Source organism: Streptomyces sp. NPDC091281 (assembly GCF_044757425.1).
Lineage (GTDB): Bacteria > Actinomycetota > Actinomycetes > Streptomycetales > Streptomycetaceae > Streptomyces.
In genome coordinates this window covers 291,729-308,473 of the sequence record NZ_JBIVUY010000011.1, presented here as the reverse complement: position 1 = coordinate 308,473, position 16,745 = coordinate 291,729, and the positions used below count along the sequence as shown (strand labels likewise).

10 protein-coding genes are annotated in these 16,745 nt (G+C 74.6%); 2 read left to right on the top strand and 8 right to left on the bottom strand.

The window, feature by feature from the left end:
• Positions 1-135 precede the first annotated feature (135 nt).
• From ACIQPQ_RS27330 to ACIQPQ_RS27315, 4 genes are all read right to left on the bottom strand, one after another.
• Entirely contained in the window at positions 136-3,915 is a 3,780-nt protein-coding gene (locus tag ACIQPQ_RS27330; protein WP_401308570.1) for a S8 family serine peptidase, read from the bottom strand.
• Positions 3,916-4,229: 314 nt separating this feature from the next.
• Positions 4,230-4,763, bottom strand: coding sequence for a DoxX family protein (locus tag ACIQPQ_RS27325; protein ID WP_401308567.1), 534 nt, complete (start codon positions 4,761-4,763; stop codon positions 4,230-4,232).
• A gap of 612 nt (positions 4,764-5,375) precedes the next feature.
• Complete coding sequence (locus ACIQPQ_RS27320) at positions 5,376-7,766, bottom strand: GH92 family glycosyl hydrolase (protein ID WP_401308564.1); 2,391 nt, start codon at positions 7,764-7,766, stop codon at positions 5,376-5,378.
• Positions 7,767-8,032: 266 nt separating this feature from the next.
• Positions 8,033-9,529, bottom strand: coding sequence for an alpha/beta hydrolase family protein (locus ACIQPQ_RS27315; RefSeq protein WP_401308561.1), 1,497 nt, complete (start codon positions 9,527-9,529; stop codon positions 8,033-8,035).
• Positions 9,530-9,864: 335 nt separating this feature from the next.
• Between ACIQPQ_RS27315 and ACIQPQ_RS27310 the strand changes: the two genes are divergently transcribed.
• Positions 9,865-10,476: a hypothetical protein gene (locus ACIQPQ_RS27310; protein WP_383780210.1), complete on the top strand. Its 612-nt coding sequence runs from the start codon at positions 9,865-9,867 to the stop codon at positions 10,474-10,476.
• A 141-nt stretch (positions 10,477-10,617) separates the two neighbouring features.
• Positions 10,618-11,367: a DedA family protein gene (locus ACIQPQ_RS27305; RefSeq protein ID WP_401308559.1), complete on the top strand. Its 750-nt coding sequence runs from the start codon at positions 10,618-10,620 to the stop codon at positions 11,365-11,367.
• Positions 11,368-11,380: 13 nt separating this feature from the next.
• Here ACIQPQ_RS27305 and ACIQPQ_RS27300 read toward each other — a convergent pair whose 3' ends face one another.
• From ACIQPQ_RS27300 to ACIQPQ_RS27285, 4 genes are all read right to left on the bottom strand, one after another.
• The gene (locus tag ACIQPQ_RS27300; RefSeq protein WP_401308557.1) at positions 11,381-13,009 is read right to left on the bottom strand and encodes a cation acetate symporter; all 1,629 of its coding nucleotides are present in this window, start codon (positions 13,007-13,009) and stop codon (positions 11,381-11,383) included.
• Positions 13,006-13,467: a DUF485 domain-containing protein gene (locus ACIQPQ_RS27295; protein WP_401308554.1), complete on the bottom strand. Its 462-nt coding sequence runs from the start codon at positions 13,465-13,467 to the stop codon at positions 13,006-13,008. Before ACIQPQ_RS27295 ends, ACIQPQ_RS27300 begins: the two co-directional genes overlap by 4 nt.
• Positions 13,468-14,039: 572 nt before the next feature.
• Positions 14,040-15,647 carry a multicopper oxidase family protein gene (locus ACIQPQ_RS27290; protein ID WP_401308551.1) on the bottom strand — a complete coding sequence of 536 codons (1,608 nt, stop codon included), beginning with the start codon at positions 15,645-15,647 and terminating at the stop codon, positions 14,040-14,042.
• 337 nt (positions 15,648-15,984) lie between these two features.
• Entirely contained in the window at positions 15,985-16,515 is a 531-nt protein-coding gene (locus ACIQPQ_RS27285; RefSeq protein ID WP_401308548.1) for a hypothetical protein, read from the bottom strand.
• Positions 16,516-16,745: the final 230 nt, after the last annotated feature.

Below are 16,745 nucleotides of genomic sequence, written 5' to 3'. Positions count from 1 at the left end.
GACTGTACTACGTGGGGCCGGCCGGGCCGGGGGACCGGCGGACGGCCCGGCCGCCCGCGAGGGAGACGCCGACGGCCGGGCGGCCGGGAACCGGAGTCCCCGCCCGCCCGGCCGCCACGCCGGGTCCGTCCGTCGTCAGCGAGTCTGCCGGTACGCCCGTTCCACGGTCTGGCGCACGCCGTTGCCCGCCGTGTCCCGCGCGGTCACCCGCAGCGTCACCCAGGCGTCGGCCCGCCCCGGCTCGACCGTCGCGCGGAAGGCGTTGCCGCCCCGGTCACGGACGTCGGCCCGCCGCCAGGTGCGGCCGTCGTCGTACGACACCTCGGCCCGCAGCGTCACCCCGCGCGGCGCGGACAGCCCGTCCTGCGCCCGGACCGTCAGACCGATGCCGTACGCCCCGCGCGAGCGGACCCGGCCGGTGGCGTCGACCGGCACGGCGTAGTCGATCTGGAGCAGCGGCAGGAGCGTCTCGGCGGCGGTCGTCCCGGAGCGGAACGTCCACGAGGTCTCCGTACGCGGCGCGTACGCCCAGGTGTCCGACGTCCGCGACGTGGTCAGGTCGAGGCGGTAGTCGGCCGTCCCGCCCGGGAGTTCGACGTCCGCCCAGGCCGTGCCGAGGTCCTGGAGCCTGCGCCCGTCCCGGTACAGCGTGGCGGAGGCCGTGTCACCACCCGTACGGGCCGTGCCCGAGGTGCCCACGCCGCCGTCGTCGGACGCCGCGAGGCGGGCCTGGTGACCGGCCTGCGCGTCGGTGAACTCCGGTACGCGCAGCCGCAGCACGTCGCCCTGCCGCGTGCTCGGGTCGGCGGTGCCCGCCGGGATCGACGGCCGGACCACGGCCCGGTGCCACGACTCGTCCGCCGTCCGGCCCGGCGCGAGGCGCCGCGGGGTGTCCCGCAGCCCCTGCGCGAGCGGCACGTCGACGTCGGCGGTCGTCTCGTGGTGCACCAGGTGCTGCCACGTGGTGTCCCCGCCGCTGACGTACTCGGTCCGCTCGAACCCGGCCGGAGCGTAGCGCGTGTACTGGTTCCACGCCGTCCGCTGCTGGGGCCGCCAGCCGAACCGCTGCTCGCTCAGCCAGCCGCCCCCGCCCGTACCCGAGGTGTCGGTGTACGTGGTGCGCGTCACGGCGCTGGTCCGCTCCGACACCGTGTACTCCACCCGGTCCGGAATCCGCTGCTTCGCCACCTGCATCACGTCGTACAGGTAGGGACTGCGCGGGGTGCCCCGCAGCTCCACCTTCGTGGTGCGCCGGTGCACACGGTCCAGCAGCCGCGCGCCCACGCGGGCGCCGACCCGGATCGTCGGGAGCGCCGCGCGGTCCCCGACGGGCGTCCAGCGGGTCCAGGAGTTGTCGAACTCGAAGACCAGCAGCACCGCCTTCGCCCCGGCCGCCTTCGCCCGCGCGACGGCCGTCTCCTCCGGCTCGTTGCCCACGTTGGTGAGGACGGCGATCCGGTCGCGGACCCGCCGCAGGTCCGGCGCGGACACGTCCCCGGCGTCGGCGGCGGTCAGGGTCGCGCCCCGGCCGCCGAGCAGCGGCGACGTCGGCATGTAGTACGCGTTCAGCGTGTCGTCCGCGCCCGCCACCGCGGCCGTGAGCAGCGGCGCTACGAGCTGCCAGCGGGAGGCGAACTCGAAGGCGCCCTCCGTGACCTTCGCCGTCGGACTGACGTACAGCCGCTTGGCGTTGTCGAAGTAGAGGGTGCCCTGGAGCAGGCTCCGGCCGTCGATCTCGCGGTACGACTGGTAGCTCATGACGCCGCGCTGCTCGGCCGGGCGCGGGGTGCGGATCGTGACCGGCACGGTCCGGCGGGCGTCCGCGGTGACCGTGGTGTCGCGGGTGACCCGCACCTCGGGCAGGATCACCTCGCGCAGCTCCTGGACGTCCTCGTCGGTGATGGCGAAGGAGGCACTGAGCTGGTACGTGCCCTCCTCGACCTCGGCGACCCCGGCCGCCGGGTCGGTGTACTCGACGAAGCCGTCCGGGCCCCACAGCGTGGGCAGGACCTGGGCGCGCTCCCCGTCGACGCCGTACGCCCGCACCGTCAGCCGGTGGACGGGGCCGTGGACGACGAGCGCGAGGGTGGTGTGCGCGCGGACCGTCCCGCCGGAGTCGGTGGCGGTGAGGTAGCCGTAGTACCGGCCGCGCGGCACGGCCGACGGGTCGACCGCGACCGGGACGTCGGCGCTCGCGCCCGCGGGCACCCGCACCGAGGCGACGCCGGGGCGCACCGCGCCCGCGGGGGCCGGGGTGCCGCGCTCGGTGGCGAGGCGGAGTGTCAGGGAGAGGTCCACGGCACGGTCGGAGGTGTTGGTGTAGCGGACCGTCCGCCCGCCGCCCGCCGCACCCGTCTCGAAGGTCCCGAGGTGGACGCCGCCCGTCGCCGTGACGTCGCCGAGGGCGGCGGCGGCCACGTCGATCCGGCCCGCACCCTGCTCGGTCGTCTTCTGGTCGGCGGCCGTACGCGCCGTGCTGACCAGGGCGTCCTTGAGGCGCGCGCCGTCCCAGTCCGGGTGGCGCTGGGCGATCAGGGCGGCGGCGCCCGCGACGTGCGGGGTCGCCATGGACGTGCCCGACGCGGCCACGTAGTGCTCGTCGACCACGTCACCCATGGAGGTGCCCGCGGCGCGGGCCGCGACGATGCCGACACCCGGCGCGGTCACGTCCGGCTTGACGGCGCCGTCCCCGAAGCGCGGGCCCCGGCTGGAGAACGACGCCAGCCGGTCGTCCCGGTCCACCGCGCCCACCGTCAGCGCCGCGTCCGCCGCCCCCGGCGACCCGACGGTGCGCGGCCCCGCCTCGCCGCTGTTGCCCGCGGCCACCACGAACAACGTCCCCGTGCGCTCGCTCAGCTCGTTCAGCGCGAGGCTCATCGGGTCGGTGCCGTCGGTCGGCTGGTCGGAGCCGAGGCTCATGTTGATGACCTTGGCGCCCCGCGCCGCCGCCCACTCCATCCCGGCGATCACCTGCGACTCGCTGCCGTACCCGTCGTCGCCGAGGACCTTGCCGACGAGGAGGTCGGCCCGCGGGGCGACGCCCTTGCGGCGGCCGTCGGAGGCGGCACCGCTGCCGCCCACGATCGACGCCACGTGCGTGCCGTGCCCGAACGCGTCCCCCGTCCCGGAGCTGCCGGAGAAGTCCTTCGCCTCCGCGACCCGCCCGGCCAGGTCCGGGTGGCCCTGGTCGACCCCGGTGTCCAGCACGGCCACCTTGACGCCCTCGCCGCGGTAGCCCTTCTCCCACACGGCCGGGGTGCCGATCTGCGCGGTGCTGCGGTCCAGGACCGCGCCGACCCGCCCGTCGAGCCACACCCTCGGCGTGGCGGCGGCCCGGCGCGCGACGCTCCCGCCGCCGTCCGGCACCAGCCGCTTCCACAGGGCGCCCAGGTCGCCGCGCTCCACCGCGAGGGGCCGGGCGCCGATGCTGGCGAGCCGCGCCCCGGTCCCCGTGCCGTCGGCGGCCAGGTCGGTCAGCCGCTCCGCCGAGGCCTCGCCCGTCCCGTCGGCGACGATCAGGGGGAGGACGTCGGTGCGGGCGTCGTCGTAGCCCTGGGCGATGAGGCCGGTGACGTCGAACAGGGAGCGGTCGAGCCGTCCGGCGGCGACCAGGTCGGCCGCGTCGGACGGCAGGACCGTGATCCGGCCGTCCTGCTCCAGGGTGCGGAAGACGACGCCCCGGCGGCCCGGCCCCGGCTCCACGGCCGCGGCGCGCCTGCCGTCGGCGGCGGTGCTCACGGTCACCCGGTCCCCGGTGACGAGGTGGACCGTCGCCGTCGCGGCCCCCGCCGGAACCCCGGCAGGGCGTGCCGTCGCGTCGGGCGGGCCGCCGGGCCGCGCGGAGACCGGCGTCACGGCGGCGGCGGTGAGCGCCAGCCCCGCCGACATCGCCGCCAACAGACGGATGCGTCTCATCAGTTCCGTGCCTTCCCTCGAACGCGAAGCGATGTTCATGTGCCGGACAGAGTCCGGCCGCCGAGGGCCGTCTGTCAGCGGATTCCGGTGGCACGGATGGGACATGTCGCAACGACGACACCCGCCGGGCCCGCCAGGCCGGGGCAGAGGGGGAGACACAGGGGGGAGCCGGGCGTACGGGGGCACAGCGGGGCGGGAACGCCCGAAGGCCGCCTTCCCCCGCGTCGGGGGAGGCGGCCTTCGGGCGGTCGCGGATCAGGGGGCGCGGAGCGCTTCCCGTACGGCTCGGGGGAGCGGGGCGCGTCCCGTGCGGCTCAGCCGGGCAGCTTCGCGCGGAGCGCGCCCGCCGCGGCGGCCGGACGGGCGGTCGCCCGCACCGACCGGCGGACCAGCCGCGCCTCGCGCCGCAGCTCCTGCGCCGTGTGCCGGCCGCGCCAGCCGACGGACGGGCGCCCGCCCGTGTCCGCGGCGGCGATCAGCAGACCGCCCAGCATCGACGCGTTCTTGAAGAAGTGGATACGCTGCCGGGCCCGCTCCTCGTCGTCCTCGACCTCCCAGAAACGGTGCGCGGCCAGCGTCGTCGGCACCAGCGTCGCGGCGACACCGAGCGCGGCGAGCCGGGGCACCCGGCCGGTGGCGAGCAGCAGCCCGCCCACGACCTGGACGGCACCGCTCAGCCGGACCGCGTCCACGGTACGGTCCGGCAGCGCGGACACCCGGTCGGTCAACGGGCGGACCACCGGCTCCGCGACCGGCGCGACCCGCTCGGGCGAGCGCAGGGAACCCAGCCCGCCCGAGACGAACATCGAGGCCAGCAGGGGGCGGCCCACCAGGCGCAGCAGACTCATGACGCACTCCAGACGGATCGGGGGATCACCGGTGTCTCCTCCCGGTTCCCGGCGCTCCGCGAAGCATGCGCCACCCGCCCGCCGTCCCGCAGCCGCCGCGCCGGTCACCCGGCGCCCCGCAGCCGCCGGACCGACACCAGGAGGCGTGCCGGTCCGCCGAGGGGCGCCGCCGCGCGGAGCCGGGACTTCGTGGACGCGACCCGCCGCGGGCACCGCCACTAGGGCCTGTCTGACCATTCCCGCCTGCCGCGCGACGCCATGCACGCACTCCCGCCGCACCGGGCGCAGACCCGAGTACGTCCAGTACGAGGGTCCACGCCCGGCACGCCGAGAGCACGCACCTGACGCCGCGCGGCCGCCCTCCGGGCGACGACGGGAATGGTCAGACAGGCCCTAGCAAGGAGAACGGCGGCGCGGGTTCATCCGGACGGCGCAGCCTACGCACCCCCGGACCGGGGCATCCGGGGTGCAGGCCGGGCCGGGGCGACTTCTCCCGCCCCGGCCCCACGGCGGCGGGCGGCCGCGGCGATCCCCCGAGTCGACCGCGACCGCCCGCCCCCGTGACCGGCCGCCCTACGCGAGAACCGGCCCCGCGGGTGCCTGGGCGCGGCCTCAGTGCGGCAGTGCCTCCTCACCCGTCGCCCAGCCGGTGCCCGCGTCCGTGGACAGCCGGAAGTCCAGCCGCCCGCCCGACAGGGTCAGCGACGGTCCGACCCACGAGCGGGTCAGCTCCCGCCCGTTCTGGCGCACCCCGGCCACGTACACGTGCGTGTCGTCGGCCGCCGGGGCCGTGACAACGATGTCCGTGGCGCCGGGGCGGTCGAGGACCGCGCGGCGGAACACCGGGGCGCCCAGCAGGAGATCGGCGCTGCCCGGGGTCTTCGGATAGAAGCCGAGGGCCGCGAAGACGTACCAGGCCGACATGGTCCCCAGGTCGTCGTTGCCCGGCAGACCGGCGGGGCCGGTGCCGTAGACGGTGTCGACGATCTGCCGGACCGTGGCCTGGGTCTTAGACGGCTGCCCCAGCGCGTTGTAGAGCCACGGGGCGTGGATGCCGGGTTCGTTGGTGGCGTCGTAGCGCAGCGCGTCACCACCGCGCAGCGACCAGGAGCCGTCGGCCTTGTGGAAGAAGCCGTCGAGCCGCTGCGCCGCCCGCTCCCGCCCGCCCATCGCCGCCGCGAGACCCTGAACGTCCTGCGGCACCATCCAGGTGTACGTGGCACTGGTGCCCTGCGCGAACCCGAGGTCGCTGCCCGGGTTGAACGGCGTCACCCACGACCCGTCCAGCTTGCGCGCCTGGACGTACCCGGTCGCGGGGTTGAAGACGTTGCGCCACCAACCGCCGCGCGCCGCCAGGGACTTCGCGTCGGCGTCCCGGCCGAGGAGCTTCGCCCACGAGGCGAGCGCGGAGTCGGCGACCGCGTCCTCCAGGGTCTCGGCGGCGCCACCCCAGCAGTGGCAGGCGTCCTGCGGCGCGTACTGGGACACGAGGTACTGCGCGAGGCCGGGCCGCTGGCCCGTGCACTGGCCGGGACAGCCCGCGTCCGACAGCGAGTCCGGGGTGGGCACGGTCGCCTGCCGCAGCAGGGAGTCGAAGGCGCCCCGGTAGTCGAAGTTGCGCACGCCCATGGCGTAGAACGTGGCCAGGGTCGCCGCCGACGGGTCGCCCGTCATGACGTGGGTCGCGCCGCTGATGTGGACCCAGCGGTCCCACACCCCGCCGTTCTGCCGGGCGAAGTTGTACAGCGACTGCGCGAAGTCGCCAGCCACCCGCGGTCTCAGCAGGGCCAGCAGCTGGATCTGCGCCCGGTACTGGTCCCAGCCCGAGAAGTTGCTGTACTGGGCCCCCTGACCGCGCGCCAGCCGGTGGATCGCCTGGTCCATGCCCCGGTAGCGGCCGTCACGGTCGCTGATCAGGTTCGGCTGCATCAGCGCGTGGTACAGCGCCGTGTAGAACGTGGTCCGCCGCGCCGGGCTCCCGCCGTCCACCCGGACGGAGTTCAGCTCCCGGTCCCAGGCGTGGGCGCCGCTCTCGGCCACCTGCGCCACACCCGCCCGCGACGGGATCTCCTCGCGGAGATTGTTCTCGGCGCCCGCCAGACTGACGTAGGAAATGCCGATCCGCATCCTGACATCGTTGTCATAGCTCGTGTCGAAGCCGACCCATCCGCCCGAGCCACGTCCGGCGCGGTCGGCGCCCGTGGCGTAGCCCTCGCCGCCGGAGGCCGTCGTGGCGCCGGGGGAGACGGCGCTGTCCTTCCAGGTGCCGACGGAGGAGAAGGCGCGGTCGAAGGAGGCGCTGAAGTAGAGCTTGTAGTAGCTCTTGCGGTTGTTCGTGCCCCCGTTGGCGCGGCGCCCGCAGAACGCCCCGGTGTGCACCCAGCCGGTCACCTTGCGGTGGGCGGCGTCGATGTCGACGCGGGCGTCCTCGCTGCCGTTGAGCGAGTTGGAGACCCGGAACAGCAAATTCGCCGGACGGTCCGCCGGGAACGTGAAGTCGGCGACCCCGGCCCGCTGACTGACCGCCAGGTCCGCCTTCGCGCCCGACTTCAGGCCGAGGGTGTACCGGCCGGGCACGGCCCGCTCGTCGGCGTGCGAGAAGTCCGAGGCGTACACCGCGTCCTTGGTGTCCGCGGAGGGCGAGGAGGTGACGTCGCCGACGAACGGCATCACCGGTACGTCGCCCGCCGCGCCGGGGTGGCAGCCCGCGCCGTTGACGTGGGTGAGGCTGAGGCCGCGTGTCCGCGTGGTGTTGTAGTGGTAGCCGTTGGCGGCGCCCGTGTTGGTCTGGTCGCCGGTGGTGCTGGTGGGGGACCAGGCGATCATTCCCTGCGGGAGGGTGGCGCCCGGGAAGGTGTTGCCGCCGTTCAGTGATCCGATCAGCGGGTCGACCAGCGCCGACGGGCGCTCCGCGGCGGACGCCGCGACGGCCGGGAGGGGGGTGGCGCCGGCGAGCGCCGTGACGACGGCGGCGACCGTCGCTCGTGCGCCGAGCCGTCTCATGGTGCGGCTGACGGGATGTCGTGGTGGTGTCATGGGTGGTTTCGCCTTCCGGCGGGGGGACATGGGTCGCGGTGACCCTAGGCCCTCCGCCGGACGAAACGGAAGAGTGATCGCGCAAGAAGGACGAAACAGTGCGGAAACGTTTCGCGGCGCGCGCACGGCGCTGACGCGGCATCAGCAGCTCTGCGGTCCCGGCCTCAGCAGCTCCGCGGCCCCGGCCTCAGTGCCCCTGCGGGCCCGGCCTCAGCGCCCGTGCCGTCCCGGGCTCACGGTGCGATGCCGACGCCGTCGATCCGGCTCCACCTGCGCTCCTGCGCGGCCGTCATCGCGGGCCAACTGCGGCCACCAGGGCGGGCGTTGACGCGGGAGGCGTACGAACCGGGGGTGAACTCGGTGTCGTAGAAGCAGCCGGTGCCGTAGGTGCTGTCGTAGGCGGCGCAGGCGCGGGCCACCGAGGCGGGGGTGGGCTTGCGGTCGGTGCGGACCCAGGTGTCGAGCGCGGCGATCGACGCGGCGTACTCCGAGGTGCTCAGCCCGCTGTGCTCGGTCTCGCGGGTGAACGTCTGCACCAGGTCACGGCCGTTGCCCGCGCCGCGCAGGGTGGCGCGGTAGGCCGACTCGTGCTCGACGAACGCGGTCGGGTCGTCGATGGCGTGCAGGGTGAGGACCGGGATGTCGACCTCGCCGGTCAGGTCGCTGTCCCAGGACAGGTCCCGGCGCGCCTCGGGGTCGGCGGAGAAGCGCTCGACGCCCGCGTTGAGCGCCTTGTCGTCGTGCGAACCCGTGTAGCGGACGCGCGCGTTGTCGAACGGGTTCCGGTCGCCGAGGCGTTCGTGCACGATGTCGCGGAACGTGAAGACGGAGAACCGCAGATGCGACTCCAGGGTCCGCTCCGGGATGCCGGTCACCGCGAGGATGTCGTCCAGGTTGCGCTGCTGGAGCGCGGTGCGCTCGGCGGCCGGGGAGGCGTAGCCGGTGCACTCCTGGAGGCGTGAGCGCAGCCCGGCCGAGGTCAGCGTCGAGCCGGGGCGCAGCCCCTGCCACAGCGGGTAGGCGGGCTCGGTCGGCCGGGGCAGGTTCTGGCAGTAGTACTGGTAGACCACGCGCAGGTCGACCCGGTAGTCGTAGCCGCGCGAACCGCCGCCCAGCACCCCGTTGGTGAGCAGCGCGCCGTCGTAGCGGCCGGGCCGGTCGGCGTACTCCTCGACGACCTTGGCGGCGACGTTCCCGCCCCACGACTGGCCGTGCACGAAGGTCCGCTTCGGCCTGCCGAACTCCGCGACGAACAGCTTGCGCACGTTCTCGGTGTCCTCGGCGGCCATGCGGGTGCCGTAGCCGCCGCGCCGGTAGGACGAGCCGGCCCAGGCGTAGCCGCGGTCGACCATGACCGACCAGCGGTCGAGGTCGTCCACGCTGCGGGCGGGGTCGGAACTGTCGCCGAGGTCGGGGCCGCCGTGCGCGTGCACCACGAGCGAGCCGTTCCACTTCTTCGGGACGGCGATGGCGTAATAGGCGCCGTTCACGTCCTGGCCCGTGTAGCAGGTCGCCTTGTCGGTGAGGCTCGCCGGGCAGGCCGCCGCGGCGGGCGGCGGTCCGGCGGGCTGGCGGGCGCCGGCCTGGGCGGCGGGGACGTTCAGCAGCGCGCCGCCGAGCACGGCGGCGAGAGCGACGGCCAGCCGTGTGCGGGGGCGGCGGCCCGTGACGGCGGAACGGAACGAGGGGAGAGGGCGACGGCGCGCGGCCGTCGCGTCTGACCTGACCATGGTGCGGCTCCTAGTCCTGTGCGGCGCGTCCTTGCCCCGCGTCGCGTGATGCTAGGAAGCGGAACGTGAGGGAGGCCACAGGGAAGCCGGTTGCGTTCATAGTGTTCGCCGCGCGGAGCAGCCGATACGCCGGACCTCCGGCGGTGCGCGGGCTGTCGGGAACGGTACGTCGATCCGGGCCGCGCGTCCGGCGCGGGTGATGAGATCGGCTGCGGCGATCCGAGGAGCGCGTTCGAGTCACCGGGCGGGTTCCGGAACCGGTGGCGGGAATTCGCCCACGACGGCGTCCCGCGCCGCCGTACAACGGACTTCCGCACCTTTCACCTGGGGGAACCATGGAACTCGGCCGATCCGGAGGGCGCCGCGCGACCGCGGCCGCCGCACTGCTCACCCTGCTGCTCGTGGCCGGATGCGGCGGGGGAGGCGGCAGCGACTCCAGCGGCGGTTCGTCCGGTTCCTCCGGGTCGTCGTCCACCGGCTCGTCCGGCTCGTCGAGCACGTCGGGCTCGTCGTCCACGTCCACGTCCTCGGGCACGTCCGGCGACTCCTACGACACCCTCGACGACACCACGGACACCGACACCGGGACCGATACCGGAACCTCCACCACGAGCGGCGGCTACGACGACCCGGCGCCCGCCGACGAGCCGGTCGGCACCTGCTCCTCGTACACGCTCCCCGCCTCCGACCAGTCGCCGAAGACCTTCACCGACGGCTCCCGCAGCATCGACCTGCGGCGCGGCTACGCCCGCTTCGAGCAGGTGGTGGAGGCCGTGTCCAGCGACGGCGCGTACAGCGGCGAATACAGCCTGATGAGCGGCGACTTCTCCTTCTACGGCGGGCAGATCACCGTCTCCATCGAGTACGAGATGGTCACCGGGTTCGACGGGACGGTCAGCAGCGAGCCGGTCCAGAAGGCCGAGGTGTGCGGCTGGAGCGAGAGCTGACCGGCGGCCGACCGGGCGGCCTCCACCAGCTAATTTTACAGTTTGCTGGTTATTGCATTGCCTTCTTTTGACGCGGCTCGGCCGGATGGTGTTCCCTGGGAGGCCTGACCCTGACCGGACGGCACGAGCGCGGTGTGACTCTTGAACCTTGCCCAGTCCTCAGTACCCACCGACGGCATCGCGGGCTGGGCCACCGATCTCGTGGAGGCGGCGGGCGGGCCGGGCGCGGGCCTCGCCATCGCGCTGGAGAACCTCTTCCCGCCGCTGCCCAGTGAGGTCATCCTGCCGCTCACCGGCTTCGCCGCGGGCCAGGGCGTGCTGAGCCTGCCCTCGGCGCTGTTCTGGACGACGCTCGGCTCGGTGGTCGGCGCGGTCGCCCTGTACTGGATCGGCCTCCTCGTCGGCCGGGACCACATGCACGCGGCCTGGGCGCGGCTGCCGCTGGTGAAGGCCTCCGATCTGGTCCGCACGGAGGAGTGGTTCGCCCGGCACGGCACCAAGGCCGTCTTCCTCGGCCGCATGGTGCCGGTGTTCCGCAGCCTGATCTCCGTCCCGGCGGGCGTGGAACGCATGCGGCTGCCCGTCTTCCTCGGCCTGACCGCCCTGGGCAGTCTGATCTGGAACTCGGTGCTGGTCATGGCCGGTTACTGGCTCGGCGACCAGTGGGACGTCGTGGAGACGTACGTCGGCCTGCTCTCCAAGGCCGTCCTCGCGCTCTCCGCCGTCGCCCTCGTCGCCTACGTCGTCGTCCGCCTGCGGGGCCGCCGCCCGACGGGCGCCCACCGGGCCGACGGCTCCCGCCGCGCCGACCGCTCCCGCCGGGACGCCGACCCGAGCGGTCAGGAAGCGGACCGGACCGGCCGCGAGGCGGACCGGACCGGGGGCGCCTGAGCCCGTCCGCTCGTCAGGCGGCGCCGCGCCCGCGCGGGGGCGGGCTCTCCGGCCCGGCGAGGATCAAGGGCTCCACCGCTGCGTAGACGCGCCGCGCCTCCCGTCGCGCGCGGCGGCCCGGCAGCACCGAACCGAGCCAGCCCAGGAGGAACCCCAGCGGGATCGACACCGGCGCGGTGGTCGTGAACGGGAACCAGTGCAGGTCCACCTCCGGGAACGCCGCCGTCGGGGTGCCGGAGACCAGCCGGGTCCCCGGCATCAGCAGCAGCACCGCCAGCGACCCGCCGACCAGCGTCCACAGCAGGCCGGTCCGGGTGAACCGCCGCCAGAACAGGCTGTAGACCAGGGCCGGGGCGATCGCCGAGGCCGCCAGACAGAACGACACGGTGGCCAGCGGCTGGAGACTGCGGTGCTGGACCAGCGCCGCGAGCGCGACCACCGGGGCGCCCACCACGACCGCCGACACCCGCGCCACGGTCGTCTCCCGCACCGGGTCCATCCCCCGCCGCAGGGACGCGATCACGTCGTGCGCCAGGGAGTTGGCGCAGGCGAGCGTCATACTGGCCACCGACGCCAGCAGCGTCAGGAAGACCGCCGTGGTGACCGCCGTGAACAGCAGCGTCTCGGGCCGCGACAGCTCCGCGCCGAACGCCGCCCGCGACCCCACCAGATACGCCGTGTTGCCGCGCGGGTCGGAGGCCATCACCCCCGTCCGGCCCACCAGCGCGGTCGCGCCCACCGCGATCACCGTCACGACCAGCACGAACAGCGCCACCGACGACACCGCCCACGACATCGCCCGGCGCACCTCCCGCGCCGAACCCGCCGTGTACATCCGCATGGTGACGTGCGGCAGACAGGCGCCGCCCAGCACGATCGCGCACTGCGTGCTCACCATGTCCAGCCGCGGATACGTCCCCCCGGCGAACTGGAGCCCGCTGCCCAGATACGCGGCCCCCGCCCCGCTGCGCGCCGCCGCGGCGTCGAACAGCGCGCCCGGACTCCAGTCGAACGCCCGCAGGACCAGGGCCGCGACCACCATGCCCGAGCCCAGCAGCGCCACGATCTTCAGGATGTGCAGCAGGGCCGTGCCGCGCATCCCGCCGATCGCCGCGTACACGATCATCAGCGCGCCCACCCCGATCACGCACCCGGTCTTCAGCGCCCCGTGCGAGAACCCCAGGACGTACGCCACCAGCTGCCCCGTGCTGGCCAGTTGGACCAGCGTCATCGGCACCAGGGCGGCGACCGTGACCAGGCACGCCACGATACGCACCCGACGGCCCGGCATCCGGCGGGCGAGGGCGTCGCCCATCGTGAACCGGCCCGTGTTCCGCAGCGGTTCGGCCAGCAGGAACATCAGCACCAGCAGCGACAGCAGGGTGCTGACGGCCAGCACGATCCCGTCGTAGCCGCACAGCGCGATCACCCCGCCGATGGTCAGCACGGTCGCCGCCGAGATGTAGTCCCCCGCGACGGCCAGGCCGTTGCGCAGGGGGGAGAGGTACGTGTAGCCGGTGTAGAACTCGGCGAGGTCGTCGCTGTCCGGGCCGGTCAGCACGCACAGCAGCAGGGTGAAACTGACGGCCGCGCAGAACGCGACCAGCGACCAGGTCTGCGCGGTGCCGCCGAAGTCGGTCACCGGGCCCGTCCCCGGTCCGGCTCGGGGGCCCAGGAGGCGTGCTGGTTCACCCGGCGGGCGAGCGGGTCGACATGGCGGCGCGCGGTGCGCTCGTAGACGACGACGGCCAGCCAGGTCACCGGGACGTGGGACAGCGCGAGCACCGTTCCGAGCGGCAGCCCACCGGGCAACGGCCGTGCCATCAGGGCGGGTTCGCGCGCCGACAGGTACAGGAACACCGTGAAGTACCCGAGCGCCAGGAACGTCGTCACCCGGCGCTGGCGCCGGTAGGCGCGCCGCAGCCGCCGGAGGTCCTCCTGACGGCCGGGGACGGCTCCGGGCGCCGGGGCCCACGCGGGGGCCGAGGGAGGGGGAAGCGGGGCGGGCAGGGAGGAGAGCGGCGGGGAGGTGCCTGGGAGGGGCGGGGAGGTGCCTGGTGGGAGGGGGTGGGGCTGCGGCTGGGCGTCGCCGTAGGACATGCGGGATCTCCTGGGGCGGCTGGGCGGCCTGCGCCCGGAGCGGGCGGACCGCGGCGCGGGGCGGGCGGACCGGGGAGACGTGCGGGAGCGCCGTGCGGGAGGTGCGGGTGAGCTACGGGGCGAGGGCGGCGTGGGGGAGACGGAGCGATGGCGCGGTGGGGGAGAGGGGGCGAGGGGGCGAGGGTCGCTCGGGGAGCGGTTCGGCTTCTCGCACGCTATTCGGCCATCCGTACGACCAGGTGGGTTTTTCCGTAAGTGACCGGCAGACGGCTGATACACGACGGATCATGGCTGTTGCGCCTGGTTCACGTGGGATGCGCGGTGTCATCGCGTGCGGGAGGCATATGCCCTGACCTGCGGCGGGAACCGGACACCGGACCGGAGCCGGGCCGCCGCCCGCGAGCGTGCGGGGCGACGGGTTTCGGCCTGGCGCGCGTACCGCGGGCGCGCCGGAACCGGCGGGGAGAACAGGGCGGGGCGGCCTCGGGACCAGGGGGCCGGGACATGCGGCCGACCCCCGCCTCGGAGACGGGGGTCGGTCGCCGCACTGCCGAACGGGCCTGCGGGGAAGCTCAGTTCACGTACTCGACGATCTGCATCATGCCCTCGTCGCCGTGCTGCACCTGGTGGCAGTGGAGCATCGCGCGGCCCGTGAAGTCCTCGGCCCGCAGCCGGAACGTGATGGTGCCCCGGGGCGGGATGCTCACCGTGTCGTGCCACACCGGGACGGCCAGCGCCCGGTTGTTGACCGCCGTCACCAGGAAGTGGTTCGTGTGCAGATGGAACGGGTGGTTGGGGTGGCTGTGCGAGTCGTTCGCGATCGTCCACTCCTCCACCTCGCCCAGCCGCACCCGGTGGTTGACGAAGTCCGGGGCGAACCGGCCCCAGGCCAGGTCCTGTTGGCCCGCGGCGGTGTCCGCGTGCGGGGTCTCGCCCTCGCCGAGGATGCGGTAGGCGTTGCGGAAGTCGCCGGTGAAGACGTTGCTGTAGCTGCGGAAGGTGAGGTCGCGGCGGCGGGTCGGCTCGGGCAGGCTGGTGGGCCGCCCCGGCAGGGCCTTCGGCAGCGCCATGTCGCGCGCGGCGCCCGTGACGACCACCGTCATCAGCGGCGCGTCGACCCCGTCGGTGATCAGCTCGTACGTGCCGGGCGCCCCGCCGCGCACCAGGACGTCCGCCCGGCCGCCCATCGGCAGCGCCACCGAACCGGCGGTCACGGGCGCCATGAAGGTGATGCCGTCGCGCGCGATCTGGTGCAGCTCGTGCCCGTCCAGCCGCAGGGTGAGCCCCGTCAGCGCCCCCGCGTGGACGATCCGCCAGCGCTGCACCTCGCCCGGGGCCAGCGTGAGCACGGGGTTGCGCGCGCCGTTGACCAGGAACGTGGAGGCGATCCCGTCGAAGGCGCCCTCCGACGTCAGATCGGGCACCCGGCCGCCGTCCAGGCGTAGTTCGTTGACGCAGACGACGACCTCGCGGGCGGCGGCGATCTCGGGCACCTCGTCGACGTCGCCCTCGACGACGATCACGCCCGCCATCCCGCTGAGCAACTGCGTGGCCGTGGAACCGTGGTGGTGCGGGTGGTACCAGAAGGTGCCCGCCGGATGTCCGTCCGGCACCGAGATGGTGGTGCGGTGCGTCGTCGTCCCGTCGCGTGTCACGGCCGGGTCGAAGGCCCGGAAGACGTTGTCGGCCTCGCCCGTCGGATCGACGTGCATGCCGTGCGCGTGCAGGTTGAACGTGTTGAACCGGTGCGGCACGTTGACGTGCCGGTCGTGCCCGCCCCCGGCCTCCGCGGGCAACGCGTTGACGTGCGTGATCTCCAGCTCGTCGCCCGCCCGCAGCCGCAGCGTCGGCCCCGGCACGCCCCCCTCGTAGGTCCGGGTCGACACCGTCCCCGCCCCCGGCAGCTCCCGCTCGGTGTACGCGACCGTCAGCCGCGTCGCCAGGCGCCGCGAACCCGCCGGGGCCGACCGGACCTCCGGCTGCGGGAACCCGTCGACCGCGTCGACGGTCCCGCCTGTGGCGGCCTCGTCGATCGGGAGCGGCCCGCCGGGCACCGGGCCCGCCGGGGAGGTCCGGCCGCCGGTCCCCGCGCGCGCCTCGGCGGACGGCCCGGCCAGGACCGCCGCTCCGGCGGCGACGGGCAGGCATTTCAGAACGCCGCGGCGGGGCAGAGCGGACACGGGCGCCTCCTCAGGCAGCAGTGGGGCGAGCGACGGACGACCTGAACTATGCGTGAAATGACAGAAAAGGTCGCTTATGTCGCGCAATGTGCTCGCAGTGTAGGAGGGCCGGTCCCCGGTGGGGCGGTGTGCGGCGGCGCGTCGTGGAACGCCGGTCCGGAATCCCCGGCCGCCGCCCGCCCGGGGGGTGCATCCGCGCGGCGCCCGGCGGCGGAAGGCTTGAGCAGGCTGCTCCCGCTCTGTGTCCCCCCGTACCGGGGCGGGAGTCAGCCGCACCGGTACGTCCCCGGGGCCGGGGCGAGCCGGACCGGGCGGTCCGGCTCCCCCTGTGTGCGGTTCAGCAGTTGCGGACGGACCAGACGGGCGTCCAGTCCTGGGAGTGCTCCACCGCGTCGGCGGCGACGGTCCGCAGGACGCTGCCGTCGCGCCCGTAGAAGGTGCCCACCGCGCCGCCGGTCTGGGCGTTGAGGTAGTCCCCGAGACCGCTCCAGTGGGCGAGGCTGTACCGGTTGCAGGCGTAGAAATAGAAGATCTTCCACTTGCCCACGGCCGGGTCCCACACCTCGCCGCAGAGGTTGCCCCAGTCGCAGGTGTACTGCTCGCCGGTCGCCACGTGGAGGGTGCGGACGGACGGCGAGACGGTCGGGGAGACCGCGGCGGCGGCCCGGTCGGACGGGCCCTGGGCGTCCCGCGGCGCGGCGGGCGCCACCCTGACCGGCCCGGCCTGACCGGTGGTGCCCGCGGCCGGGGTGCCCGCGGCCTGCGCCGGTCCCGCGGCGAGGACCGCCGCGAGCGCCGAGGCCACGGCGCCGACGACCACGCGGCCGAGGGCGGCCCGGCCGAGGACGGACTGCTTCGTACGTGTCATGTGATTCCCCCTGTACGGAAGGGCGGCCCGCGCCGGCGATCGGTCGGTCGGGCGCGGTGCCGCCTTTGTCGGGTTTCTGTGCTGGTGCCAGTGAAGTGACTCTTCGCCCCGGTGGGTACCTCAGACGTCCGAGGGGCGCGCGCACGCCCCCGCGCCGACGCGCGGCCACCCGTGCCCGGTGTCAGGCTGGGGGAGGGGGCACCGGAGACCCGCACAGGGGCAGACCTGCG